Source organism: Mesorhizobium sp. M0923, from assembly GCF_040319365.1.
GTDB lineage: Bacteria > Pseudomonadota > Alphaproteobacteria > Rhizobiales > Rhizobiaceae > Mesorhizobium.
The window spans coordinates 1-24286 of record NZ_JAMYNW010000002.1 but is presented as its reverse complement, the minus strand read 5'-3'; the positions used below and the strand labels follow the sequence as shown (position 1 = coordinate 24286).

Annotated in this window: 22 protein-coding genes and 2 pseudogenes; 11 read left to right on the top strand and 13 right to left on the bottom strand. The window is 61.1% G+C overall.

Annotation, left to right across the window (positions count from 1 at the left end):
* Nucleotides 1-36: 36 nt before the first annotated feature.
* The 4 genes from NKH89_RS03825 to NKH89_RS03810 form a co-directional block, all read right to left on the bottom strand.
* A complete protein-coding gene (locus tag NKH89_RS03825) occupies nucleotides 37-717 on the bottom strand; it encodes a hypothetical protein (protein WP_352908425.1) in 681 nt (226 codons plus the stop codon).
* Nucleotides 718-884: 167 nt separating this feature from the next.
* Nucleotides 885-1757, bottom strand: a complete 873-nt coding sequence (locus tag NKH89_RS03820; protein WP_352908424.1) for a carbohydrate ABC transporter permease — start codon at nucleotides 1755-1757, stop codon at nucleotides 885-887.
* The gene (locus NKH89_RS03815; RefSeq protein WP_352484393.1) at nucleotides 1754-2644 is read right to left on the bottom strand and encodes a carbohydrate ABC transporter permease; all 891 of its coding nucleotides are present in this window, start codon (nucleotides 2642-2644) and stop codon (nucleotides 1754-1756) included. The genes NKH89_RS03820 and NKH89_RS03815 overlap by 4 nt, the downstream gene beginning before the upstream one ends.
* A 43-nt stretch (nucleotides 2645-2687) precedes the next feature.
* The gene (locus NKH89_RS03810; RefSeq protein WP_352908423.1) at nucleotides 2688-3980 is read right to left on the bottom strand and encodes an ABC transporter substrate-binding protein; all 1293 of its coding nucleotides are present in this window, start codon (nucleotides 3978-3980) and stop codon (nucleotides 2688-2690) included.
* Between the two features lie 328 nt (nucleotides 3981-4308).
* Between NKH89_RS03810 and NKH89_RS03805 the strand changes: the two genes are divergently transcribed.
* Genes NKH89_RS03805 through NKH89_RS03775 form a run of 7 tightly spaced genes read left to right on the top strand, consistent with a single transcriptional unit; the run spans nucleotide 4309 to nucleotide 10571 of the window.
* Nucleotides 4309-5574, top strand: coding sequence for an extracellular solute-binding protein (locus tag NKH89_RS03805; protein WP_352908422.1), 1266 nt, complete (start codon nucleotides 4309-4311; stop codon nucleotides 5572-5574).
* Between the two features lie 27 nt (nucleotides 5575-5601).
* Complete coding sequence (locus NKH89_RS03800) at nucleotides 5602-6534, top strand: carbohydrate ABC transporter permease (protein ID WP_031195041.1); 933 nt, start codon at nucleotides 5602-5604, stop codon at nucleotides 6532-6534.
* Nucleotides 6535-6536: 2 nt separating this feature from the next.
* Nucleotides 6537-7370: a carbohydrate ABC transporter permease gene (locus NKH89_RS03795; RefSeq protein ID WP_352593153.1), complete on the top strand. Its 834-nt coding sequence runs from the start codon at nucleotides 6537-6539 to the stop codon at nucleotides 7368-7370.
* Nucleotides 7367-8104, top strand: coding sequence for a PIG-L deacetylase family protein (locus NKH89_RS03790; RefSeq protein ID WP_352908421.1), 738 nt, complete (start codon nucleotides 7367-7369; stop codon nucleotides 8102-8104). The genes NKH89_RS03795 and NKH89_RS03790 overlap by 4 nt, the downstream gene beginning before the upstream one ends.
* A complete protein-coding gene (locus NKH89_RS03785; protein ID WP_352908420.1) occupies nucleotides 8101-8976 on the top strand; it encodes an ROK family protein in 876 nt (291 codons plus the stop codon). Before NKH89_RS03790 ends, NKH89_RS03785 begins: the two co-directional genes overlap by 4 nt.
* A complete protein-coding gene (locus NKH89_RS03780) occupies nucleotides 8973-9743 on the top strand; it encodes a GntR family transcriptional regulator (RefSeq protein WP_031195039.1) in 771 nt (256 codons plus the stop codon). Before NKH89_RS03785 ends, NKH89_RS03780 begins: the two co-directional genes overlap by 4 nt.
* Nucleotides 9744-9779: 36 nt before the next feature.
* Nucleotides 9780-10571, top strand: a complete 792-nt coding sequence (locus NKH89_RS03775; protein ID WP_023722251.1) for a sugar isomerase domain-containing protein — start codon at nucleotides 9780-9782, stop codon at nucleotides 10569-10571.
* 24 nt (nucleotides 10572-10595) lie between these two features.
* On the opposite strand, the pseudogene NKH89_RS03770 reads toward NKH89_RS03775, so the two are convergent.
* From NKH89_RS03770 to NKH89_RS03740, 7 genes and pseudogenes are all read right to left on the bottom strand, one after another.
* Nucleotides 10596-11262 (bottom strand): annotated as a pseudogene (locus NKH89_RS03770) (IS5 family transposase); the annotation flags it as partial.
* A 157-nt stretch (nucleotides 11263-11419) separates the two neighbouring features.
* Nucleotides 11420-11848, bottom strand: coding sequence for a type II toxin-antitoxin system VapC family toxin (locus NKH89_RS03765; RefSeq protein ID WP_023722248.1), 429 nt, complete (start codon nucleotides 11846-11848; stop codon nucleotides 11420-11422).
* Nucleotides 11848-12093, bottom strand: a complete 246-nt coding sequence (locus NKH89_RS03760) for a type II toxin-antitoxin system VapB family antitoxin (protein ID WP_023722247.1) — start codon at nucleotides 12091-12093, stop codon at nucleotides 11848-11850. Before NKH89_RS03760 ends, NKH89_RS03765 begins: the two co-directional genes overlap by 1 nt.
* Before the next feature lie 744 nt (nucleotides 12094-12837).
* A complete protein-coding gene (locus NKH89_RS03755; RefSeq protein ID WP_352908419.1) occupies nucleotides 12838-14883 on the bottom strand; it encodes a CHASE2 domain-containing protein in 2046 nt (681 codons plus the stop codon).
* A gap of 15 nt (nucleotides 14884-14898) precedes the next feature.
* Nucleotides 14899-15711, bottom strand: a complete 813-nt coding sequence (locus NKH89_RS03750; RefSeq protein ID WP_352908418.1) for a FecR family protein — start codon at nucleotides 15709-15711, stop codon at nucleotides 14899-14901.
* Between the two features lie 11 nt (nucleotides 15712-15722).
* On the bottom strand, nucleotides 15723-16994 hold the full coding sequence (locus tag NKH89_RS03745) for a tetratricopeptide repeat protein (RefSeq protein ID WP_352908417.1): 1272 nt from the start codon (nucleotides 16992-16994) through the stop codon (nucleotides 15723-15725).
* A 485-nt stretch (nucleotides 16995-17479) separates the two neighbouring features.
* The gene (locus NKH89_RS03740) at nucleotides 17480-18667 is read right to left on the bottom strand and encodes a magnesium transporter (protein ID WP_352908416.1); all 1188 of its coding nucleotides are present in this window, start codon (nucleotides 18665-18667) and stop codon (nucleotides 17480-17482) included.
* A gap of 642 nt (nucleotides 18668-19309) precedes the next feature.
* Here NKH89_RS03740 and NKH89_RS03735 point away from each other — a divergent pair.
* A pseudogene (locus NKH89_RS03735) lies at nucleotides 19310-20208 on the top strand (TIM barrel protein).
* 495 nt (nucleotides 20209-20703) lie between these two features.
* Here NKH89_RS03735 and NKH89_RS03730 read toward each other — a convergent pair.
* Complete coding sequence (locus NKH89_RS03730) at nucleotides 20704-20952, bottom strand: helix-turn-helix domain-containing protein (RefSeq protein ID WP_031195030.1); 249 nt, start codon at nucleotides 20950-20952, stop codon at nucleotides 20704-20706.
* Between the two features lie 206 nt (nucleotides 20953-21158).
* Here NKH89_RS03730 and NKH89_RS03725 point away from each other — a divergent pair, with 206 nt between their 5' ends.
* The 3 genes from NKH89_RS03725 (at nucleotide 21159) to NKH89_RS03715 (ending at nucleotide 23241) form a co-directional block, all read left to right on the top strand.
* Nucleotides 21159-22010, top strand: a complete 852-nt coding sequence (locus NKH89_RS03725; RefSeq protein WP_352908415.1) for a hypothetical protein — start codon at nucleotides 21159-21161, stop codon at nucleotides 22008-22010.
* A complete protein-coding gene (locus NKH89_RS03720; protein ID WP_352908414.1) occupies nucleotides 22007-22264 on the top strand; it encodes a hypothetical protein in 258 nt (85 codons plus the stop codon). Before NKH89_RS03725 ends, NKH89_RS03720 begins: the two co-directional genes overlap by 4 nt.
* A gap of 377 nt (nucleotides 22265-22641) precedes the next feature.
* A complete protein-coding gene (locus tag NKH89_RS03715) occupies nucleotides 22642-23241 on the top strand; it encodes an O-methyltransferase (protein WP_352908413.1) in 600 nt (199 codons plus the stop codon).
* 128 nt (nucleotides 23242-23369) lie between these two features.
* Here the strand turns inward: NKH89_RS03715 and NKH89_RS03710 are convergent.
* Nucleotides 23370-24286, bottom strand: a 917-nt coding sequence (locus NKH89_RS03710) for a calcium-binding protein (protein ID WP_352908412.1), incomplete at its 5' end; no start/stop codon positions are given.

Sequence of the window (24286 nt, the reverse complement as noted above, 5' to 3'; positions counted from 1 at the left end):
CGGCTCACCATAGCTTCGCGCGCCAAGCAGCGTCGATTAGCCATGTGGTGCGCGTGCTAACTCATCCTCGGCAGCTGAAAGAACGCGTTCGGGGTCCGAGGCGAGCACATCTTGCGGACGTTTGCCGCCAAGGAAGCTATTGATCGATGCAAACCAATAGGCGAGCCCCCAGGCATCCTTTTTCCCGCGAAACACACTCAGAACCTTAGCGAGCGGTTTAGCGGGCCGATATCCAGCTGCAATATCCAGAGCGTAGCCGGGAAAATAGTCTACGCCCCGATGCCGAACTGCGAAGATCCGGCCTTCTTTTTTCCACTTGTTTGGCTGCGCACGTGGGTTGCTCGTGCTGAACCCTGCCATTGTCGCGACTTGAGGAGCGGTCAGCCAATCGCCGCTTTCCAATACTTCTCTTCTCGCCTCGGCCGCCATCCGCGCTTCTATGAGCATGTGTTGCGGAGGCGGCACGTCAGGGACCAGGGCGTCGATTATCGTGCTTATGGCTTCGCGCTGGCGACTCATCAGGATCGTACGCACCAGAGGCGCAATGCTGACGAGCGTGTCCGCGAGGCCGCGCACAGCAGGTTCATTCCCATGCTCGACCGTTACTGCTATGACCAGCTCGGCAGTTAGGCGATCAAGTCGGTCACCAACCTCCTTCGGCCTTCCGGTGAGGACGCCAAATCCCGACAGTTCAATAGTCTCATGGGTAGGTGCCATGATCTCCCGCTCGTGGGGTGATGAGCATGGTTACATATGTAGCACAACAACCGATATCACAGCTGCAGCTAAGCTGTAGGCATTGGCGTCCAAGTTCGCTGATGGCTTGGTAGCTTTCAGGGCGCGTTCCGACGACAGCCGGGCGGATGCCGGCCGTGCCGCCGACGCTACCCCTTGACCGCCGAGCCGACGATCGAATCCACGAAGAAGCGCTGCAGGAAGACGAACAGCAGCAATGGCGGCAGCACGGCAAGAGTGGCGCCCGCCATGACCAGTCCGGTGTTGAGCGCACCTCTGTTGTAGCTGAGCAGGCGGCTGAGGCTAATGACGATCGGATAATCTTCCGCATTGCCCTGCAGCACGGTAAGCGGCCACAGATAGCTGTTCCAATGATAGACGAAGGCAAACAGCGCCAATGCCGCGGTCGCGGGCGCCACGCTCGGCGCGACGATCTTGAACAGGATCACAAGTTCCGACGCCCCATCCATCCGTGCCGCGTCGATCAAATCGTCCGGCACGCCGGCGATGAACTGGCGCATCAGGAAAATGCCGAAGGCATTGGCGAGGTTGGGCACGATGATGCCGGCAAGGCTGGCATTCAGGCCGATTGATCCGACGAGACGGTACAGCGGGATCAGTGTGACGATCGGCGGCAGGAACATGGTGGCGATCAGCATCGAAAACAGCAGTGAGCGGCCGGGAAAGTGATGCTTGGCGAAGACGTAGCCAGCCATCATGCTGGTGACCAGAATGCCGGCGGTGGTGATCGTGGCGATCACGAGCGAATTCCACATCGAGCGGCCGACATTGATGACGCCGGACACTTTCTCATACGCTTCGAGGCTCGGCGTGCGCGGTATCCACGCCGGCGGCACCTGCATGGTTTCGGCCGGCGTCTTCAGGCTGGAGAGCACCATCCACAACAGCGGAAAGGCGGAGGCCACGGCAACCAGCAGCATCAGCGTGGCGAGCAGTGCTCTGCGGCCCGCCAGGCGTTTGCGCGCCAACCGGCTCGATGCTGATCGGCCCGGCGCGCTCATTCGTCATCCTTCCGGTTGGCAAATGCAAACAGCGCGCACACAACGACGATCAGCGCCAACATCAGCATCACTGCCATGGCCGAGCCCAATCCGCCTTGCGCGCGCTCGATGCCGACACGGCGGATGTGATAGGTCAGCACATTGGTCGAGCCGACCGGCCCGCCTTGGGTGATCAGCGCCACCGGCTCGAACACCTGCACGGCGTTTATGATGGCGATGACGGCGCTGAACAGAAGCGTGCGCCGCAGCAGCGGCAACGTGATAAAGCGGAACTGTTCGCGTCGGGTGGCGCCGTCCAGAGTCGCCGCCTCGTAAAGACTGCCCGGGATCTGGGTCAGCCCGGCAACGGCCAGCACGGTAAAATAGCCGATCTGCTGCCAGACATTCAGGACGACGATCGAGATCAACGCCGATCTTGGCGAGGACAGCCAGGGTTGCGGGCCGATGCCGGCGAGGCCGAGCATCTGGTTGAGCGGCCCTTCGCTCGGCGAATAAAGCTTCGACCAGACCAGCGTCACGGCGATCATCGGCACCATGTAGGTGGAAAACAACACGGTCCGCAGCGCCGTGCCGCCTGCGACATCGCGCTGGTAGACCATCAAACCGAACGCGACCGAAAGGGGCAGGATGAGCATCACCGACAATGCCGTGTAGATCGCGGTGTTGAGCAGTGCTCGCTTGAAATCCCGCCCAACCGAGGTCGGCCCGAATATTTCGCGAAAATTGTCGAAGCCGATGAAGCTCGCATTGGAAAAAGGCGTTTGCGTCGACCAGTCCTGGAATGACAGCCAGATGGTGAGCAGCATCGGCAGCAGGATGAAAACGCCGATCAGTGTCACGGCGGGCGCCAGCATGATGCCCGCCGAGGCACGATAGGTCTTGATCATCGCTCTGCTTCCAAAGCGTCGGGCTCTCGAAACAACGCCTTCGCTATTTGGCGGCACGCTCCAGGATCGAGACGGCATCGGCCTGCGCGTTCGCCTGCGCATCCTTGGCCGAGAGCTGCCCATACTGCAACGCCTCGAGCGTCTGCTGCAGCGATTCGCTGAACTCCTGGCCGCCCGGGACGACAGGGAAGGGCTTGGCGTCGGCAAGCACGCTGACATAGCCGGACAGGAACTCGGAACCGAGCTTGTCCTTATGGGCTTCGATGTCGGAGGTCCGCGTCGGCAGGATGCCCATCGACATCAGAATATCCGACATTGCCGATGCGCCGTTCTTGCCGGACTTCGGACTGTTCAGCCATACCAGGAAATCCCATGCCGCTTTTTGTTCGGCCTGACCGGTATTGGCGTTGACGACGGTCATCCATGAATAGGAGATCGAGTGCGGCTTGTCGCCGCTCGGACCGACCGGGATGGGTGCGGTGGCGATATTGGAGAACTTGTCGCCCATGCCGCTCTTCAATGCGCTTTCCCACCAGTTGGCCATGATGATCATGCCGGTCTTGCCGGAGACGAAATTGTCTAGGAAGGGGCCGGTTGTGTTGGCGTCGGCGGTGGCCATCGCCGGCTCGCTGGCGCCGGACTTGATCAGATCCTCGTAGAGCTGGAAAGTCTCACCGGATTGAGGACTGTCGAGCATCGGTTTGCCGCCCTTGACCAGCTCGCCGCCATTGGAGACCAGCAGCGAGGCGAAGGGATGGACGACGCCCGCCGCCCAGGAATTGATCATGCCGAAACCTTGCTGGCCGGCATCTTTCCTGGTCAGCTTCTGGGCCGCATCCTTCAATTCGGACCAGGTCTTCGGCGCGGCCGTAATGCCTGCCTGCTTGAACAGCTCCTTGTTGTAGTTCAGCGCATAGACGTCGATCTCGTTTGGAATGCCGTAGAGCGTGCCACCAACGGAGGCTGCGCTGACGACACCGGCCGGCCACGCACTCCTGACCTCGCCGGCAACCGTGTCGGGGGCCGGCGCGACCAGCTTGTCTCGCGCCAGTTCGGGCAGCCACAAATCGTAGATGCCGCCGATCGTCGGCCCATCGGAACTGCCGCCCTGGGAACGCAGTGTCGTCAGGAGGTCGCCGAAGGGGACGGCGCGGATGGTGACGGTCACATCCGGATTGCTCTTGGCGTAGTCCTTGGCCGCGGCGTCCAGCAAAGCGACCGTTTCGGGCGACCAGTGGGTCAGATAGGAGATGTTGACCGATTGGGCCCAACCAAGGGTGGGCGAGGCCAACAACCCTGCAGCCAGTGCCAGTTTCGAAATCCAAGCCAAAGACATCCGACCCTCCGCATAGCCACACAGCGATGTCCATGACGTTATGACAACATGAAGCAACCATGCAAGCGCTATCTTCGTGGTGAGCTCCTGCCGGTGTTGCGGCGTTTTCTTACTGCGGTTCACAAAGCGTGCGAGATTACATTGTGAAAACAAAAAGTTAAGTGATACAGTTCGAGCTGGTCCTCCCTGCCGACCATGCCCGAACATACTGCAAGGCACTTGCGGTCGAAGTCATGTCGTTATAATGAGATGAGAAAAGCTTATGACCGCCTCTCGGCTTTTGAAGACCGCTGTGGGAATGACAATCGACAAGAATGGGAGACTGAGTATGTTTTCAATTCATCGACGCACCGCACTCGGCCTGATCGGCGGCTTTGCCGCAGTCTGCACCGGGGTCCTCACCGCACTGCCGGCAAAGGCTGACGACACCGTGACCCTGTGGAGTTGGCGCACCGAGGACGAGGCTGCGATGCGCCGCATCTTCGATGCCTTCGAGGCCAAGACCCCAGGCATCAAGGTCAACGTCCAGTTCACCCCTGACGCCGACTACCAGAACCGGCTGAGCACGGCGCTGCGTGGCGGCCGCGGGCCTGATATCGCCCAGCTCAAGGCTTACGGCGAACTGCAGCCCTTCATCGAGGGTGGGTATCTCGACGCGCTCGACGGCAGCGTGCCGGAGCTGAAGAGCGTGCCCGATAGCGCGCTGGGCGGCGCTCGTGGCCGCGCCGACGGGAAGATCTATGGCGTGCCCTATTCGGTGCCGATGATGGGTGTCTTCTACAATCAAGACATCTTCGCCGCCCAGGGCATCGAGATTCCCAAGACCTACAAAGATTTCGTCGCCGCCTGCGAGAGGCTGAAAGGGGCGGGGATGACGCCAATAGCCGCCGGCGGTGCCAACGGCTCCGCCTGGGCGCTGGAGATCGGCGTCGGTGTTGTCGGGCCGACCATCTATGGCCCGGGCTTCTACGACGAAATGATGAGCGGCAAGGCGACCTTCGAGGATCCGCGCTACGTGGCTGCCCTGAAACGCTATGCCGACTTGAAGCCATATTTCTCCGACGGCTTTGCCGGGGTCGATTACACCACCTCGACACAGCAATTCATCGGCGGCAAGGCGGCCATGTTCTTCGGCGGCTCGTTCGAGAACGGCAGCTTCAAGGCGCAGAACCCGAAGCTGAAATTCTCGATCTTCCCGTTCCCCGCCGACGATCCTGCCACCAAGCTCTACACCTCGGCCTTTTCAGACGGCTCCTATGGTCTGGTCTCTGAAAGCACCAACAAGGAGGCAGCGATCAAGGTGCTCAACTTCATGGCTTCGGCCGAGTTCGCGCAGCTCTTCGCCGACGAGTTGGGCTGGCCGCCGGCCCGTACCGACGTCACCGTGAAGGACCCGGTACTCGCCACGATGATGGAGATGTCGAAGAATTCCACACCCTATCTGACGCTTGTCGGCTTCCGCTGGCAGACGCCTACGGCCTCCTCGATCCTGCAGTCCGAGATCATCGACATGGTCGAAGGCAACATCACGCCGCAGAAGCTGGCGGCGGACATGCAGGCCGCCGTCAGCAGCTGGTTCAAGCCGAAGCAGTAGGCCGTCACACCCTGCGCGAAACAGCACATGATCGCCCGTCGCCGCAAAAGCAGCCTTCAGCGCACCCAGCAGCGCATGGCCGTGCTGTTCATCGTGCCGGCACTGGCCGTTTATGCGCTGTTTGTCCTTTATCCGCTGCTGATGTCGCTGTGGGGCAGCTTCTTCGTCTGGAGGGGCCTGCGCATGCTGGAGTTCGCCGGCCTGTCGAATTTTACCCGCCTGTTCGTTTTCCCGAGCGGTGGGCGGCTCTACGGAGCGCTCTGGCACAACGTCGCCTGGTTCTTCGGCATCATGCTGTTCCAGAACGGCCTTGGTCTGCTGTTGGCCTGGCTGCTGTTCCTGCGCGCCAAAGGGGCGGCCTTCTTCCAGTCGGTCTTCTTCTTCCCGGCAGTGCTGAGCCCGGTCATCGTCGGCGCCCTGTGGCGGCTGCTGCTGGCGCCCGGCGGCACCATCGAATGGATGCTCAACGGCCTTGGCCTGCATCAAGGCAGCCTGACGGTTCTCGGCAACAGCCACACGGCACTCGTGATGCTGATCGCCGTCGACGCCTGGAACTGGATGGGCCTGCCGGTGCTGATCTACACCGCCGGCCTAAGGCAGATTTCGTCCCAGATATTCGAGGCTGCCAGGCTGGATGGCGCCGGCAGCGGCCGCATGCTGGTCTCGGTTGCCCTGCCTTTGCTGATGCCGGCCGTCGGCACGTTGACGACGCTGTCGTTCATCAACACCTTCAACCAGTTCGACATCGTCTATGTCATGCAAGGCGTGCAGGGCAATCCGAGCTATTCCACAGACACGCTGGTGACCTATTTCTACCGGCTCGCTTTCGGCGCCGAAGGCGCGGTCGGTATCACCGATATAGGCCTGGCGCTTGCGCTGGGAACGCTGCTGTTTCTCATCCTCAGCATCGGCACGCTTGTGATGCTGCGCTTCTTCGACCGCCGCACGGTGCAACTGTGAATATGCTCGCCATCCCTCGACAGCTTGTTCGGCTGCCCGGCTGGACGGCGCTGGTCCTGTGGACCGCAGCGGTGCTGCTGCCGCTCTATATTCTCGTCGTCTCCTGTTTCAAGACCACGGCGGAGATCTACGACAACAGGCTCGGCCTGCCGCAAAGCTTTGCCTTCGACAATTTCGTTGCGGCCTGGACGCGCGCCGATCTCGGCCAGAATTTCATCAACAGCCTGATCGTCACCGGCGGTGCGGTGATCCTGACGATTATCGTGTCGGCAATGGCCGCCTATCCGCTGAGCCGCTATCGGCTGGGCTGGAACGGTATCATGCTGGGCCTGTTCCTGTCCGGCATCATGCTGCCGATCCGGCTTGCCTCGGTGGAGCTGTTCACGCTGATGCGCAACCTTGGCTTGCTCGATTCGCTGATCGGCCTGATCCTCGTCTATTCGGCCATCCGCATTCCCTTCGCCGTCTTTATCTTCGCAAATTTCATGCGGGTACTGCCGTCCGAGCTCGACGAGGCTGCGCGCATGGATGGGGCCGGCGAGGCGCGCATTCTGTTCCAGATCGTGCTGCCAATGGTGAAGCCAGCCGTATCGATCGTCGCCATCTTCACCGCTATCGCCGTGTGGAACGACTTCTTCTTCCCGCTGATCTTCATCTTCGACGACCGCTACAAGACCGTGCCGCTGGCGATCAGCGTGTTTGTCGGCCAGTTCCGCACGGATTGGGGCCTCGTGTTCGCCTCGCTTGCCATCTCCATGGCGCCCATCCTGATCATGTACTGTCTGCTTGCCCGCCAGATTCGCGAGGGCGTCGGCTCCGGGGGAGGCGCGAAATGATCGAGGACAAGGTCTATGCCGCACGCTCGATTCTGGTCGTCGGGGCGCATGCCTTCGATGCCGAGATGATTGCCGGTCCACTGGCGGCGGCGGCGGTGCAAGGCGGTGCCGAAGTCACCTTCCTGCATCTCAGCATGGGCGAGCAGGGCCATCCAAGCCTCGCCCCCGAGTACTATTGCGTCCAGAAGCAGGAGGAGGCCGCAAAGGCCGCAGCCAGGCTCGGCGTTGCCATGCGCAGTCTCGGGCTGCACGACGCCTTCCTGCCCTGCGACGACGAGACGGCGCTCAAGGTTTGCGATGTTGTGCGCGAGTTGAAGCCGCAAATCGTCATCACTCACTGGCATGGCAGCTGGCACAAGGACCATCGCGCCGCGGCCCGACTGACACAGACCGGTATTTTTTTTGCGGCATTGCCGACGCTGAAGCGCGACCATGCTGCACACACACCGCAACTGCTGCTGTTCGGCGAAAACTGGGAGGACGACGAAGGCTTTCGCCCCGAACACCTCGTCGACGTCAGCGACGGCTTCGAGGCCTGGAGCGAGGCGGTGCGGGAATACGAACTGGCACGCGGCCTGAGCAGTTTCCCCTACGTCGATTATTACAGTGCGCTTTATCGGCTTCGCGGCTGCCTGCGCGGCACGCGCTACGCGCAGGGTTTTGCGGCGGCCTCGCAGTCCTGGCAAGCCGGCAGTGGCCTGTTCGCGCCGGCCAATCGGAGCGGCTCTCGATGACACGCATTCTGGCTATCGATCTTGGCGGCACCAATTTGCGCGCCGCAATCCATAGCGGCGATGTTCGCTGGCTGGAGATGCTGAGCCGCGAGCCTGCGCCGACAAGCCTGGATGCCTTCGTCGCCCGTATCGGTGCCTTGCGCGCCGAGGCCGGTCCGGTCGACGCCCTCGGGCTTGCGGTGCCCGGACTTGTCGAGGGCTCGGTCTGCCGCTGGATTCCGAACCTGCCCTATCTCGACGGCATCGACATCGCGACCTTGTTTCCTCGTCTGCCTGTTGCCATTGGCAATGACGCGCAGGTCGCCATGCTGGCCGAAGCGGTCGAAGGTGCCGCAAAAGGCCTGTCCGATGCCATCCTGCTGGCGATCGGCACCGGTATCGGCTCCGCCGTTCTGGCCAACAACCGCATCGTTGCAGGCGCACGTGGCGGCGCCTGCTCATTCGGCTGGGCCTGCGCCGACATCGAGGATGAAGGCGAGGACCGCAGCGGCTGGCTGGAGCGCTTCGCTTCCGGGCGGGCGTTCGACGCCGCGGCGCGCCAGATCGGGCTGGCCAATGGCGGCAGGCTGATCGAGGCCGCGCGGGCTGGCAACACGGCCGCACTTGACGCCTTGGAGCTGCCGGCGCGCCGGCTGGGCACTGTCCTTGCGGGTGCGGTCGCGCTGCTCGATCCGCAGGCGGTCCTGATTTCCGGCGGGCTTGCCGATGCGCTGGACGTGGTAGGGCCGCCGCTGCTTGCGGCATTGCGGCGTCAGTTGCCGCCGCATCTGCGCGACGTCGTTCTGCGGTCCGGCGAATTCGGCTCCCGCGCCGGTCTCGTCGGCGCCTCGCTGGCTGGTCTCGCCGGAGCACAGTGGAGGCAGATAAGATGAGTCAAGCGAGCTTCCATCTGCCCGACCGCAGAAGGCCCGAGCCGCTCTGGTATCAGGTGGAAGAGGCCATCCGCGCCATCGTCAAGAGTGGCGAGTGGGCGACCGGCGACCAGATTCCGGCCGAAGACAGACTGTGCGCCTTGTTCGGGGTGAGCCGCATCACGCTGCGACACGCCTTGCGCAATCTTGAGGAGCACGGGCTGCTCAGGCGCGAACATGGCCGTGGCACCTTCGTGCGCTCCACCACGCTGGTCGCCGGCACCCGCGAACTCACCAGCTTCACGCAGGAAATGGGCAATATGGGCGTGGTCGCCGGCTCGCGCTTGCTCGACTGCAGCCTGACCACCGCCAATGCCGCCGCGGCCGGAGCGCTGGAGATCGAGGAGGGCGACCCGGTGGTGCGCATCCGGCGGCTCAGGCTCGGCAACAACGAACCGATCGGTATTCAGACTGCGCAACTCTCGGCCGCGCGCGTGCCGGGCTTTCTCGATGCCGGCCTGCTGCAAGGCTCGCTCTACGAAGCGCTGGAACGCCATTACGGCATCGTGCCGGTCGCGGCGCGCGAAAACTACCGTGTCGGCGCCGTCGGGGCGGCGGATGCCGAGTTGCTCGATCTGCCTGCGGGGAGCCCCGCTTTCGTGGTCGAGCGCATCACCACCGACGAGCGCGGCCCGTTCGAATTCACCGTCTCGGTGATGCGTGGCGACCGCTACGAAATCCGCTCGACGCTGCGTGCCGGTCGCGCCGCGCCAACCGCAAGAAGCTGAGCCATACCCAAGCCGACCCATAACAGGAGTACCGACGTGTCCGATCTTTACATACCCCGCCTTGCCGCCCTCATCGAACAGGCCTCGAAAGCCAATGCCGAAGCCTTTGGCGAAGCGGCCAGCCGCTTTGCCGACACGCTCGAGAGCGGCGGGTTGGTTCATCTTTACGGCTCGGGCCACTCGGTGTTGCCGGTCCAGGAAGTGTTTCCGCGCTACGGCAGCTATGTCGGCTTCAATCCGCTGACCGACCCGCGTGTCATGTGGCATAACGTGCTCGGCGCCGGCGGCGTGCGCGAACTTCTGTGGCTGGAGCGGACCGAGAAATACGCCGAGAAATTCCTCGACCACCAGCCGCTGAACAAAGGCGATTCGATCATCATCTTTGGCCACAGCGGCCGCAATTCGTCCGGCATCGACACCGCGCTTTATGCGAAAAAACGCGGCATCTTTGTCGTTGCGATAACTAGCAAGAACAATCTCGACAAGCCGGCGACGCACTCTTCCGGCAAACGGCTTGCCGATGCCGCCGACCTTGTCATCGACACCTGCTCGCCGATCGAGGATGCCATCGTGCCGGTCGAGGGCTGGAGCCGGCCGGTCTCCGGTTCGTCGACCGTGCTTGCCATGATCCTGGCGCATGAGCTGATCGCGCGCACCGCCGAGGCGCTTTCGAAACGCGGCATCGAACTGCCGGTTTTTGCCTCGCCGACAATTGCCGGCGTCACACTGCACGACACCGACGTCATCTATGGCGTCTATCGCGAGAAAATGCTCGAGGCGCAGAAGAAGCACCTGCCGACGTTCCAGGCGACCATGCGCGGCGAATGACAACCGGGCAGGGCACGCAAAACGCTAGGACGTAGACTCATCACCGCGTAGCCAGATGCGAGTTGACACGAGTTTCAGGGCAGCAAGGTAGTTTTCTGCCAGCTTGTCATATCGAGTTGCGATGCGACGGAACTGCTTGGCCTTGTTGAAGAAACGTTCGACGAGGTTGCGGGCCTTGTAGAGAAAGGGGCTGAAGCACATCGGGTCCTTGCGGTTGGCCTTGGGCGGGATGTTGGCCCAGGCCTTTTGCTCGGTGACGGCATTGCGCAAGGCGTTGGCATCATAGCCCTTGTCGGCGAGCAGCATGGCACCCTCGGGCAAATCCTTGATCAAGTCCGCTGCGTAGGCAATGTCACTCATTTGACCTGCCGTGAGCGTCAGCTTGATCGGCCTGCCTTCGGCGTCGACAAGAGCATGGATTTTGGTCGTCAGCCCGCATCGGGAACGACCGAGACAATAATCTCGATCCCCCTTTTTGCTGTCGCGCCTTGCTGATGGACGCGAACAATGGAGGTATCGATCATCTGCACCGTTGCATCATGGGCTTTGGTGATGCCATGCATGAGGCGGTCCCACACACCTGCTTTCCGCCATCGAACGAAGCGATTGTAGCAGGTGGTGCGTGGGCCGTATCGCCCCCTGGAAGATCGCGGCATGGCGCACCCGATCGCAGCACCCAGAAGATGCCGTCTGCCCGCTGTGCCTGGACGGTGATCGTGCCGAAGAAAACCAGTGCTGCAGCGAACGTTCCTCGTAATATTGCGTTTAACTATGAAAGACGACGATTCGCCCAAAGCATGCAAAAGGGCCCATCGGCTCTCGCGCCGCGATGCAAGGCCAGGAAAGCCTTACGCCAGATCAGTTTGTGAAAAGTCATTGCCCTTGTAAAGCAGCGCAAGCCGGTGAGCCTTCGCGCAAGCGTAGGCAAAACAATCGCCGAAATTGAGATCGGCTTTGTGCCCGACTGCTTTGCCGTATTTCATGCTGGCTTCGATCGCCCGGTCGCCGATGTCGCCGGATATCATGATTTCCTTGCCGGCGATCTCGATCAAAAAGGCGTCGACGGTCTCACGGGCTTGCGCCAGCATGTCGGCAGTGGGCTTGGCGTTCTTTTTGATGGCTTCGGCCGATGCTCGCGCGAGACCCTGGACTGCCTCGAACCGGACGAGCGGGGAGATATACAGCGGCTTGGTCGCGGCCGCGAGCCGCTTTTCCAGTTCTTCCGCGCCAGGTTCCTCGTTCAGGATGGCAACGATCACCGAGGCATCGACGAACATCAGTCGTCGCTCCACATTTGGTCGGTGAATTTCTTCATATCGAAATCAGGGTTGGCCGGCCCGATCCGCCGCGCCATTTCCTTGACTTTGGCAAGTCTCTCGCGCAGCGGGACGCTGCCGCGGTTGCGCTCGATCTCATGGCGCAAGGCGGTTCTGACGGCCTCGGTCTTGCTGCGCGCGTTGGTAATCTGCTGCAGCTCGACGGCCATGGCATCGACGTCGGGATCGCGAATGAAGAGCGGCATTTGTATATCCTCTGAGTGATATATGTATATCATATCGCAGATATACTGGCCAGCGAATTCGCGAGCGGCGGTTTTGATAAGGAGGGAGGGAGGAATGCAGCTCGCGAAAATCCGTCGGAAGGTTCGGTTCTGGTGCTCAGTCCTTGGAATTGCTCGGCGTCTGAAACACGTCGCTGCGGCCATGTCACTGTCAACGCCCACATGCCCAAGGCGCATCGGTGCTACGTACGCCGACGCCTGCGCATCCCAACATCCGCGGCGACCGATTGATGTCGATAAACCGCCCACGCGCCCGACGAGGCCAGCGCTGCATCGATTGCGTCAGGTTCATAACGGCCATAATCCCGGCCCAGCGAACTCTCTCGTTAGGGCAGCTCGGGGAGTGCTACGGCTGGATGCTCTTGGGAACATCCCGAGCGCATGATCCGGCGGCGAGGATAAACAATCTGAACCACGCGCTGCCTCCACATGATGGCGCCGGCTAACTCAACGAAGCCGTGCTGCCATTCGTGGTGAACTGGATAACACGGCCTATCTTCTCGCTCGAAAATTCGGCGGCCTCGACAATCATTGCCAGGGTTACCTCGACGGATCCCTTCGCCGTCTATCCGCGTCTCATCGGCTGTCGCGCTGATCCGGATTGACAGCCACCCGCAATTAAAGGGCCGTTTGATGACACCTAGGCCTCCCCAGCAGTATTAGTTCACAAAGCAGGTCGGCACCCCTGCCATCCGCTGGATCCGGTCAGCGTGTGCTTCGGGTTCGGGGTGCAAGATCAGGCGGTGCCATTTGCACGGATGGCGGCGAACCAACCACCACGGCAGGGGCGCCAGATTGCTCACCACGTTGGCTCTCTACTTCGCGGCTCATACCTTGGTGAGCAGCTTGCATCTCCGGAACGGTGAAAACCGGCACCTCGCCCTTGAAACCCTGGAGCTCAAAGGCGCCTGCCTGGACGACCGGCATCGATGCTCCTGCCGCAAAGCCGGGACCAAGCACCAGGGGGATGCCCAGCTTCTTGGTCGTCGACTCGAGCCGTGCCGTGCGGTTCACCGGGGAGCCGATCGCGGTGTAATCGAAGCGCCGTTCGGAGCCGAAATTGCCTACCGAGCAGATGCCGGTCTCGATGGCGACGCCGATTGCGATGGAGGGGTGGCCGTCCGCGGTGAAGGCGGCGTCTTCACGCTTCACCCGTTCGATCAGGGCAAGCCCCGCGTCGAGCGCGCGCTCGCGATGGTCCGGCTGATCAAGCGGCGCGTTCCAGAAGGCCAGCACCGCATCGCCCATGAACTTGTCGATGGTGCCGTCGCGCTTGAGGATCTCATCGGTCGCAATGCCGAGGAAGTGATTGACCACCTTGGCGATTTCCTGGGTATCGAGTTGTTCGCTCATCGTCGTGAAGCCGCGTATGTCGCTGAGCAGGATCGTGATCTCGCGCTTCTCGCCGGACAGGATCGCTTCGGTGTCCGAGCTTGCGAGGCGCTGCACCACGGAAGGCGACAGATACTGGGAGAACTGCCGTGCCAGGGTGGACCGGCGCTGCTCGCTGCGCCTGTAGAGAACATAGCCTTCGAAGCCGGCTACCAGGATCGTCGCAAGCGCCGGCTGCAGCGGGTCATAGAGTGCACCCTGCAGGCTGTATTCGAGAGCGCCGAACACGAACGGCGTGACGGCCAGCAGCACGAGAGCCAGGGCACCAAGCACGAAACGCCAGGCGAGCACTCCGGAAAGTCCGATGAAAACGACGGCACTGAGGACAAACCAGAGCCGCTCGAGCATACGCGCGTGCGTTGGCTCTGCCAGGTAGCGCCCGGCAAGCATCTGGCCGATTGCATCGGCGTGGATGTCCGCTCCTGGTCGCGCTGGACGTGTCGGGGTGGGCAGGTACTGCGTCAGTCCCACGGCCGACAGATCGACAATGGCGATGGCGTCCCGCAGCCGCGGATCACTGCCGCCCGAAAGGATAGTGCTGGCAGATATACGGGGCGTATCCGTGGCGGTTTCCCAGAGGCGGATGCTCCCCTCCGGCTCGAGCGGCACGATGGCGCCGGCCATCCTGAGTGCGTCGAACCCGGCGGCATTCATCCGGGCTATGTAGCCGTCCTGCCCGGCGTAAACGCGCAGAAGCTCGAGCGCGAAGGACGGCCACAGCTGCACGCCTTGAGCGGTATTGCGAAGCCACAGCAGCGGCACATGGCGCAGTACGCCGTCGGGATCGGGCAAGGTGCGAATCACGCCGAGGCCCGCGGCGGCATTCGAGAATTCGGCAAGCGAGCCGGTCAGGCCGGTGAAGCCGGGAAGTGTATCGGGTACCTGCCCGACGATCGACCAGCCGGCTTTGGGTTCTGCTTCTGAAACCGTCGCCTCATTGCCTAGGCTGACGGCAAGCGCCGTTCGATTTTTGGCCAGCGCCGCTGCCAGGCGCTTGTCTCCGGCGATGCCCTCAGGCGAGGTGTCGGCCTCGGGGAGTACCAGCGCAAGCCCGACCACCGCCGCGCCGGATTCGGTGATGCCATCGACCAGATCGGCCAAGAGGCCACGGTTCCAGGGCCATCGCCCATGTGCCTTGAGGCTGGCGTCGTCTATCGAGACGATCACGACAGGATTGCTCGTCGCCTGGCGTGGGGCGAGAAACTGGTAGAAGTCGTACGTCCGCTCACGCAGGCGCGACAACGGCCCGTCAAAAGCCAAATGGCAAGCGAGCAGCAGGAGCACGAGCACAAGGCCGGATATTTTGCGCCTGCCAGCTTGCCGCCAATCAGCCCAGCGCCAACCGGCCAAAAGGCTCATGTCGTGCGGCCGGGCCTAATTGCAGTAGTAGTCGCAGCCCTCGCCATCGCCATCGCCCTCATCCTTCACCCCGCCACCGGCAGGTGGCGTTGGGCTGTCGGGGAACTCCATGACCACTCCTGGCAATGCGCCATCGCTGGACTCGCAGACCTTGAGCGAGCCGCCGAGTGCCGACGCACAAAGCGCGCTTACGTCCAATCCCGGACCCGGTGCGCCTGGCAGGCCGGTGCCGGCAATCCGGTCGATGCTGTCCAATATCGGGAAGGTGTCGATTCCGCCGTAGCCGGTCAGCAGCTTGCCATCTTCCGATGTGCAGGCGTAGCCCGGGTTTGTGATGACCAGCCGTTTGCCATTCATCGTGCAGGTCATGCGGCCGGCGCGCAGAATGCCGACGGTCTGGCCGGCTGCCACCAGCACTTCGATGATGCCGCCTCTGGCTCCGAGCACCATATGGGGCGTCGCAACCTGCATGACGCCGCCTTTCGAAACCTGGCCGCCATAGAACCGGGCCAGGCCGCTGTTCATCCCGATGTCGATCTTTCCCGATCCGGAGCCCGGATTGTAGACGAATTCATCGATCGTCAGGCTGGTGTTCGGACCAATCTTGGCGCTCGATTCGTCCCGGAACACCAGCATTCCAAGACCAGTGGGATTGCTGCGCAGCTGGTCGCCGAGTTCGACGCCCGCGCCGACGTTCATAGTCCCGCCGTTGTTGCGGACGATGTTGGTCTGGTAGGCCGTCATCGACCCGACCGTCTCAGCGGCGGATGGTGCCGCGAAGGCAAGGCAGGCGACAAAAATGGCGATCTGACGGTACGGGGTCCTCATCGCGGCCTCTTTCAATTGAGCGTCAACGTGTAGCTCATGAGCATTTCGAACGATTTTCGGTCGCGGCTGGCGATGTCGAAGTTGGTTTCGCGATAGGCGAGATCGACGCTGATCTTCTGCGCCTCCGTCAGCTGAAAATCGCTTTCCGAGGCAATGCGCCAGAAGTCGCTCTTGATACTTGTCCCGATGCCGACGGACAGATCGGGAGCGTCGCTATGGCCGGCCGAGAAGGCGACCTGGTGCGACCATGCGAAAAGATTCGGTACGTTCATCAACAGGCCGCCATAGCGGACCTCGCCCGTATAGCTGCGGCCGATTTCAGATCCGGAGGCGAAGTCATTCGAGCCGACAAAGCGCAGTCCGAGCGCCTGGCCATTGCGGAAGCGGTAGCTGCCGCCTGCCTCATAAAAAACCCTGCTATCGGCGAAAATGCCTTGCGAGGCGCTTAGATCGATGTAGCCGCCACCGGCGAAGAGCGTCGTCTCGACTGTCGGGCGCACAAGAAAGCGCCCACTGACGCCGATGCCGGTTTCCTGGATATCGCTGTCGAAACGATCCGTAACTGTGAAGGCGGAAAGCAGCAGGCGCAGCGAATCGATCCCACTGTTGGGCAATCCTTTGTCCCAGGTGATCGCGGCGTTGCCGTGGATGAAGGTCTCCTTGCTACCCGGAACCGACAGGTCTTCCGTGAAAAAGCGCTGTGTCGCCGTCAACGCCCCCGAAACGACGAGAGCGTCGGCGCTTGGCGTGCCGAGGTCCCACCGGACAAAGCCTTCCGCCCGCCCATAGGGCGAGACGAAGCTGTCGTCGTCTTGCGCCCCGCCGGGCTCAAAATCGGTAAATGCGCTGAACACGCCGCCGGTCAGAGCGAGTTCCCAGGTGACGCCGCGCAACGCGCGATCGATGCGGGCGAGCAGGCGAGCAGCTTCCTGCTGCTCACTTGCAGTCAGGCCGCCGACTTCGATGCCGTACTGCACTTGCCGGCGGGCCAATTCATAGGAGCCGACATGATAGTACAACCGGCTGGCCGCCAGCCGGGCGCGCGCATCGCGGGGATATTTGATCAGATACTGCTCGATTGACGAGATCGCCTGATCGTACTGCCCGGCGTTGACGGCAACCGTGACGAACTGGGCAAGCGTTCCGTTATCGGCCGGACTGGCGATGCGGGCTGAAAAAGCATCGTCATAGGCCGAAAAAAGACCCTGCGCGCCGGCCGGCAATACGCCGGTACAAAGCAGCGCTGCGGCGCAGCCGACGATCGTTCGAAACGAGAATTGCATGCCGAGAACCCACCCCAAACCCGACTAGTGCGAAGGACTTAGCACGACTACAAGAAAAAGGCGACTGAACGGTCACCAGACCATGCGACTCTCAGCAGCTGTTGCAGCTGCGCAACAAACCATCGGGTTTATTCGTATTTCGGCTGCGCTGGTTGTCAAAATATCTTCTCAGCGTTGCTGTAACAATTGAAGTATTCGGCACCAGCGGCAACTAACTCTAATCATCATCAATGGCGGATCGCACAGCCGACAAGATTAATATTGTTTGCGCGATTCTGCGCGTATCTGGTCACCGAATGAGGTTTCAAGGTCACCCACATCCAAAGGTCTTCCGTCGCGTTGCGCAAGGGGTCGGAGAGCTGCCGGAAGGTGCTTCTCACGACGTGTGCGCGATTGCGGCCTGGCCTTCGCAATTTCGTTGACCGCCGACGAGGTCAGCTTATAGGACCCCATCTCCCCAGGGACGCGTCACCGGACGCGCCTTGCTACAGAACGAGCATGGTGGCCAGCCCCAGCATCAGACCCATGCCTACGATATCGGTCACGGTGGTGAGGAAGATCGCCGAAGCGACCGCCGGATCGGCGCCGACCCGGCGCAGGCCCAGCGGGATCAGCACGCCGGAGATTCCGGACATGAGGCACGATCCGGACATGGCGAGCAGGATCACAAGTGCCAGCATGGGCGCCTGGGCCGCCGACTCCGGTTGCCGCGAGGCGTAGAACCACATCGCCGCAGCCGCCACAAGACCGACGAGCACGCCGTTGGCGATCCCGAGCGCGCCCTCCCTCATCACCAGGTGCAGCTTCGGCCGTTTGTCTACATCGCCCAGGGCAAGGCCACGCAGCGTCATAGCCAGTGCCTGGCAGCCGGTGTTTCCGCTCTGCCCGGCCAAGACCGGGAGGAACGCCGCCAGGGCGACGATCTTCTCGATTGTGCCTGTGAACGAACTGACCACGAAAGCGGCCATGAAGGCCGTCAGCAGGTTCAGCTGCAGCCACGGATGACGCTTCATGAAGGCTGAAAACAGCGGCGTAAAAGAACGCTCCTCCTTCTGGACACCCACCATCTGGCCAGACTGGGCGGAAATCTCGATGATTTGCTGCTCGAACAAGCGCCAGCCGCGAACCTGCCCGAGCAGCCGCTGCTCCGCGTCCACCACGGGATAGACAGGGTAGTGACGGCGTACCGCCGCCTTGCAGGCTTCGCTCAAAGACAGACCGACGTTAAGGGCGAACGGCCTGGGCAGCATGATCTGATCGACAATCGCGTCCGGTTCGCTCAGCATCAGATCGCGCAGGACCACCAGGCCAACCAATTTAACCCCCCCGTCCGTGACGTAGAGATAAGTGAGCTCGGTCGGCACCTGGGCACGTCTGACGGCCTCCACTGCGGCGGCTACCGTCGTCCCGACAGGAACGCTGGCGGGAATCGGATCCATCAGTTCGACGAGCGAATCGGGGATCACGAAATCCTTGCCATCGGTATCAGGTTTGATAGGCCTCATATGCGCTGGCAAATGCTCCGCCACTTTGCGGGCGTGCCCATCCGGCAACAATTTTAGTGTGTCCCGGATGAACTCGGGAGACTCTCGGGCAAGCAATTCAGCCGCGTCATCAGGTGCTCGAGCACGCAGCGTGCGCACCAGCTTCTGAACGTCGTTCTCTTCCTTCATCTGCTTCCCCAATTGCTAGTGTCTTGCCTCTGACGGTATGACACGAATCTGATCGCTCTGCGCTGGCGCAGTGCCCAAGCGCTCGATCCGGGAATCTTCGCCTTCTCCAGGCGCCGAGTAGACCGTACCCAGACAAATCTGAGCCACTGCGGGGTGCATACAGGCGGGCTGTAACCTCTGCGTGTCGCCGAGAATTCAATGTGTTGCGAACTTCACCGATCTTTTCTTGGGCTCTGCGAGCACGCCGCACCATGAAACTTAAACCCCGAAACTCTGCAGAGGCGGGGGCCTCCGGCGTGCCTCATCCGGCGCATCTTGCCAGTTCCACCAGCTCTGGAGGCGGATGAATTCGCCAGGATGACAAGGTGATTTGCGTGAAACCGTAAAAGTTTAGCCTGAAAGGGATTCTCAGTCTGAAGTCTGTCAGGAACGAGAGGTGCTCTTAGAGCTTGCAGGTTCGGGGGCAGGCGGTCTGCTTTGTGAGACTCGAGGTCGTCGCGGTCCGGTCCGAGTTAATGTAGGCCCACTGATAATAGCGGTAGACCGCTCGATCGCACCTGGGGGCGAACGAAGACTCGTTTCGAGAGTGGCATCGGTTCGGTAGTTGCATCTCACCTGATCGGCGATCCGGACTGGCCTGGCATTCCTTGCCCATCATCGGGTGATGCCTATGAGCAGCACTATCCCACAGGTTTTAACTCAATCTTTGCCAATAGCGGGTTGGCGAGCCTTGCGGCGGACTTTCGCAGCTTTGCCGATATCGGCGTCGAAGCCGTCGAACTGAGCCTGACGACCTTCGATCTCATAGCGGGTGGCCGCGTCATCCCCGAGAGAGCCGAGAGGCTTATCGAACTGACCAGTCAATTCGATTTCCGCTACACGGTTCATGGCGTCGTCTCATCGAACCTCATGGACCCGGCGGTCTGCCGCTACCAGATCGATGCCGCCAAGGCCCTGGACGAATTCTGCGACCGGATCGACCGGCGCGTGCTTGTCCAGCATAGCGGCCATTTTCGCGCCGACCAGCTTCTCGATCGTGCCGGTGCCGAGGAACGCGAACGCGAAGCGTTGTTCGAACTCGCCGAGTTCAGCAAGCCCCATGGTGTGCGCATCGCCTTCGAGAATCTCTTCGCCATGGAACCGGGTCAGCGCCGGCAGACCCCGGCCGAGGTGGCGCAGACGGTGAAGGCGGTCGGCCATGCCAGCCTGGTGGCGCTCATCGATTTCAGCCACGCCTATATTGAATCGACCCATCGCGGCCTGAACTTCCATGAGCAGCTGCGGGCTATGGCGCCGGTCACGGGGCCCTTCATGTCCATGATTCCTTCGGGCGCCCGCAGGGTCTCCATCGAACCTACCTCTCGCAGGAGAATGCAGCGTTTGGTCTGGGCGACCTGCACTTACCCCTCGGTTCGGGCGATATTGAATGGGATGACATCTTCAGCGAGCTGATCTTCTTGCCGGAGACCGTTCTCATCATGGAAATCGGACCCCGTTATCGCAATGAGCAGCCCGGCAGCCCAGCCCGGGCAAAAACCTGATTGCCTTGAACAATCGCGCTGAGCGCGGAACGGCGGAGTAAGGGTCGCGATGAGCTGGCGTGGTGCTGCAAACGTCGGCCAGAGCTGCCAACCCGTTAGCATCGAGACGTCCCGTATAGCTAGATGGGTCGTGACGCGATTTGCTCATCCCGTTTTCGGTGAGATTGTAAGAAGAGTGCGCCTAACGGTCTGCGATATGACGGGCAGCATTTGGCTTGATCTATCTTTGGCGCTCGAGCGGGGCAGGCCGGAAACGTGCCAATCACCCCCCTTTGGCCAGCCGGCCCTCGACTGATTTCTGCTCTCTGCAATCGCTTGCCTGCTCACAACCTCGGCCCTCAGCTTCGCGGGCATGCTCTCGCATTCCGGGTGAGCGCAATCGATCTGTAACAATAACAATCGTAAGTTGAGCCGCAGATGGACACACGCAACCCTCATCGAAGACACTTGGCCGGAGATGGATGAACGAAGCCTTTGCCGCACGTTTGCAACAACTTATTTGCTTTCCAGAGGGCGTGCCAGCCGTACACCAGGCCCGCCGCCATTTTCGGGAATGAATTCGACGCCACCGGCCTCCAATGCACGCTTCAGTGCTTCGATCGTCACCTGGTTGGCCTTCAACATGCCAGCGAGTGGCTCAAGCCGCTTAATGGTCGCGACTGACACTTTTGACTTCGCGGCGAGGGCTTTTTGATCCCATTGCAAAAGTGCGCGGGCTGCTCGCAACTGCTCACTCGTTATCATTATTATACCTGACGCATCATTTGATGCTAAAAGTCTTGACAAATGCCGACGGTTTCGTTTAAGACCGTAGAGTGGATACTGCGCTCGCTCAGCCCCAGACAATACTCGACCGGTGGCAGGACGAGCCCGTGTAAAACGGCCGAATAAGGTGGTGCAACACCTTACCCGGCCTGACCACAACCCCAAGCTTCTGAGGAGCTCGGATCATGACTGATTCCGACAATATCACGAGTCTGCCATTCGTCACCCGCCGGCGAGTGCTTGCGGGAACAGTGGCGGCTACTACCGCGTGGACACTTGAAGGTAACGCGTCCGCAGGCGACGCCGGAAGGACCAATATGCCTTCTGACCCAGCGCTGGCGCTTCGGCGGGAATGGCAGACAGCCCACAGGTTAACCGATCGGCTTTGCCGCAGGCAGCAGCGCCTAGAGACCAAGCTTGTCGAATGCGTCGGCTTTCCTTGTGTGGACGTCCACCTGCCCGATGGCCAGGAACTAACAGTCTACTCGATCGAGGCGCTCGGTCAGGTGCTCGGGAACGGGCCGGATACCGCCGCTCTCCGAGAAAGGGCCGAATCTGAGTTTGCTGCGCATCAGGCACGCTGGGATGCGGCTGCTGAGAAGACCGGTTACATTGCTGCCCTCAGAGCCGAACGCGAAGCTGGCGAGCGGGCGAACGATCTTCTGGAAGCCTTCTCAACCACCCCCGCTACGACTCTCGCCGGTGTGGCGGGCAAGCTCGATGCCGTATTGCAGGAGGGCGAAGCCTGGGAGGAATGCTCCGAGTTTCCTTGGCCGCAAATCCGCTCAGCGCTCAGGGATCTGGTGCGCATCGCCGAAGGCTTTGGTGCTGACCGGGTGCGGCGCCGAAGGATGTATCATGACCAAGCTGAAACGCGGCCGCGAGTCCGGACAGATAGTCGCCGATCCGGCAATGCTGATAGCGCCGATGCTGACCCAGTACATAACAAGACAGAGTGTTTACCAGAGCGCGAGGAGGCCTGCCATGCCAGTCGGACAGCTGTCAGGAGGAATACCGACAACGCAGGAACGCGATGAAAACCGGCAGAGCAGGATTGGCGTTGTCCGCGCCAATGGGCAAAATTGGAGATCTGGATTGCCTTGCCTCCGATCCGCAGCTTACGGCAGAGGACTCCTTCAGGAACGCTGTTGGCATCTCCATCGTGGATCAGAGCGACGACAAGGCGCAGAAGGATGCCCGCGCCGATGATCGCAGAAAGCTGCACGTCGCTTCCAAGAGCGTCGCCGTCGAAATGCTTCGCCCCTGCGCAGAGCAGCGTCTCCTGGCCTAGTTCCGACCACTCGATCACGTGACGGTTTGCGAGAGAATGATTTGAAGCAACAACGACGGCCAGAGTATCCTTACACAACATTAGTTCGAATGCGCCGCCAGTGGAGCGCGGGGAGGAGGTCACGGTAATTGCAAATCTTCGAAGTCAGGATTTGCTATGGCCCGCCTTGACGTTTCGCAAACGAGGATGCGAGGTTTAGAAGTAGTGGACGGCAGGTGCCGAGCTGGTCCGAAAATTGTGGGGTTTTCAGTTTACTGGCGGGCAGATATGGTGCCGCACGATGCGATTAGAGAGAGGGACATGTGGGCTATGAGTAACGCAAGGCTAACAACATGATTCGCCGTAGCCTCAATCCATTCAAGAGGAACTACCAACACATGACGCCCCGATACGTGGCGTCTAGAATAAACGTAGCCATCGACCACAGGCTGAAGCCGGACGACCCGTGGTTGACCCGAGACGCCATCGATTTTCTGGACCAGTGGCTTCGTCCTACCGATATCTTCGCCGAGTTCGGCAGTGGCCGGAGCACGATATGGATCGCTCAACGAGTGAGGTCTTTGCTATCGGTCGAACCCGACCCGAACTGGCATTCGATCATCTCCAGCAGGCTAGCAGCCCGCCACCTGAACAATGTCGATTACCGGGTTAAGTTCGAGTCGTACGAGATCGCCAGCGAGATAGAAAACAATTCCCTGGATGCGGCCTTGGTTGATGGAAAATTCCGCGATCAAGTGGCGCTTGAGATGGTGAGCAAGGTCAAGCTCGGCGGCATAATCACTATCGACAACGTTAACTGGTTTTTGCCCAGAGATCCCAAACCCACATCGCCGGGGAGTAGATCAATTGCGGATGGGACGGCATCCAAGGTCTGGGATGAGTTCATTGCGCGAACTGCGAACTGGCGAGTCTACTGGACTACGAACGGTGTCAATGACACGGCGTTCTTCTTCAAGCCCGCCGACGCAGTGGATTGACTCTCCCCCAAATAGAGGATGAGGGAGAGCGCTTGGCCAAAACTGGCACCCCGCCTGGAAAATCTGGTGCTTGAAGAGAGATAAAGCGGCGGACCGTCTCGAGTTGAAGGTCCGCCATTTCGGGTCGTTCAGATCACAAGGAACGAACCTGCTGCAAGCGACTGACCTGGAGAGAGAGTGGCGAACTGTATTTGAGCTGCGCCGCCGACCCCGTCACTGTCGAAAGAGAGTGCTCCGGTTGAGCTGTTGTAGATGATATGGTCGGAGCTATCATGCGCGGTCGTACCAGCAAAGAAAGCGTCGGATGAAAGGCCACCCAGCTTAAGCCCGGCAAAAACGGCGTTGTCGAGCTGGATTTTGTCCTGGAGCTTGTTGAAGTCGGTAATCCTGTCGATATTACCGGCTCCAATAGCGCTGTTGAACACGAAGGCATCGTTGCCTCCATTCCCGGTCAAGACGTCGGCACCACCGCCCCCGTTGATGATGTTCGCGCCGGCATTGCCCTGGATGGTCTGAGCGAACTCATTGCCGGTGAGATTGATGACCGTCGTACCGGACGCGTTGGAGGTGGCGAGAAGCTCGATCTGCGAGCCGGCTGCGAGGGCATAACTCACCGAAGCGAGCACTTTGTCCGTACCGCCGCCCACCAGCTCGTTCACTTTATCGCCGGCATTGTCGACATGGTAGGTGTCGTTGCCGCCATAGCCGATCATCCTGTCGGCACCTCCGCCACCATTGATGATGTTCGCGCCGGCATTGCCCTGGATGGTCTGAGCGAACTCATTGCCGGTGAGATTGATGGCCGTCGTACCGGACGGGTTGGAGGTGGCGAGAAGCTCGATTCTTGAGCCGGGTGCGAGGGCATAACTCACCGAAGCGAGCACTTTGTCCGTACCGCCGCCCACCACCTCGTTCACTTTGTCGCCGGCATTGTCGACATGATAGGTGTCGTTGCCGCCATAGCCGATCATCCTGTCGGCACCTCCGCCACCATTGATGATGTTCGCGCCGGCATTGCCCTGGATGGTCTGAGCGAACTCGTTGC

Excerpts from the sequence above, each read along its gene's own strand:
- NKH89_RS03780 (WP_031195039.1), top strand. The coding sequence starts at position 8,973 with ATGAGTCAAGCGAGCTTCCATCTGCCCGACCGCAGAAGGCCCGAGCCG.
- NKH89_RS03760 (WP_023722247.1), bottom strand. The coding sequence starts at position 12,093 with ATGCCGCTCTTCATTCGCGATCCCGACGTCGATGCCATGGCCGTCGAG.
- NKH89_RS03825 (WP_352908425.1), bottom strand. The coding sequence starts at position 717 with ATGGCACCTACCCATGAGACTATTGAACTGTCGGGATTTGGCGTCCTC.
- NKH89_RS03815 (WP_352484393.1), bottom strand. The coding sequence starts at position 2,644 with ATGATCAAGACCTATCGTGCCTCGGCGGGCATCATGCTGGCGCCCGCC.
- NKH89_RS03740 (WP_352908416.1), bottom strand. The coding sequence starts at position 18,667 with ATGAAGGAAGAGAACGACGTTCAGAAGCTGGTGCGCACGCTGCGTGCT.
- NKH89_RS03785 (WP_352908420.1), top strand. The coding sequence starts at position 8,101 with ATGACACGCATTCTGGCTATCGATCTTGGCGGCACCAATTTGCGCGCC.
- NKH89_RS03800 (WP_031195041.1), top strand. The coding sequence starts at position 5,602 with ATGATCGCCCGTCGCCGCAAAAGCAGCCTTCAGCGCACCCAGCAGCGC.
- NKH89_RS03810 (WP_352908423.1), bottom strand. The coding sequence starts at position 3,980 with ATGTCTTTGGCTTGGATTTCGAAACTGGCACTGGCTGCAGGGTTGTTG.
- NKH89_RS03730 (WP_031195030.1), bottom strand. The coding sequence starts at position 20,952 with ATGATAACGAGTGAGCAGTTGCGAGCAGCCCGCGCACTTTTGCAATGG.
- NKH89_RS03765 (WP_023722248.1), bottom strand. The coding sequence starts at position 11,848 with ATGTTCGTCGATGCCTCGGTGATCGTTGCCATCCTGAACGAGGAACCT.
- NKH89_RS03795 (WP_352593153.1), top strand. The coding sequence starts at position 6,537 with ATGCTCGCCATCCCTCGACAGCTTGTTCGGCTGCCCGGCTGGACGGCG.
- NKH89_RS03745 (WP_352908417.1), bottom strand. The coding sequence starts at position 16,994 with ATGCAATTCTCGTTTCGAACGATCGTCGGCTGCGCCGCAGCGCTGCTT.
- NKH89_RS03790 (WP_352908421.1), top strand. The coding sequence starts at position 7,367 with ATGATCGAGGACAAGGTCTATGCCGCACGCTCGATTCTGGTCGTCGGG.
- NKH89_RS03755 (WP_352908419.1), bottom strand. The coding sequence starts at position 14,883 with ATGAGCCTTTTGGCCGGTTGGCGCTGGGCTGATTGGCGGCAAGCTGGC.
- NKH89_RS03750 (WP_352908418.1), bottom strand. The coding sequence starts at position 15,711 with ATGAGGACCCCGTACCGTCAGATCGCCATTTTTGTCGCCTGCCTTGCC.
- NKH89_RS03725 (WP_352908415.1), top strand. The coding sequence starts at position 21,159 with ATGACTGATTCCGACAATATCACGAGTCTGCCATTCGTCACCCGCCGG.
- NKH89_RS03820 (WP_352908424.1), bottom strand. The coding sequence starts at position 1,757 with ATGAGCGCGCCGGGCCGATCAGCATCGAGCCGGTTGGCGCGCAAACGC.
- NKH89_RS03715 (WP_352908413.1), top strand. The coding sequence starts at position 22,642 with ATGACGCCCCGATACGTGGCGTCTAGAATAAACGTAGCCATCGACCAC.
- NKH89_RS03805 (WP_352908422.1), top strand. The coding sequence starts at position 4,309 with ATGTTTTCAATTCATCGACGCACCGCACTCGGCCTGATCGGCGGCTTT.
- NKH89_RS03720 (WP_352908414.1), top strand. The coding sequence starts at position 22,007 with ATGAAAACCGGCAGAGCAGGATTGGCGTTGTCCGCGCCAATGGGCAAA.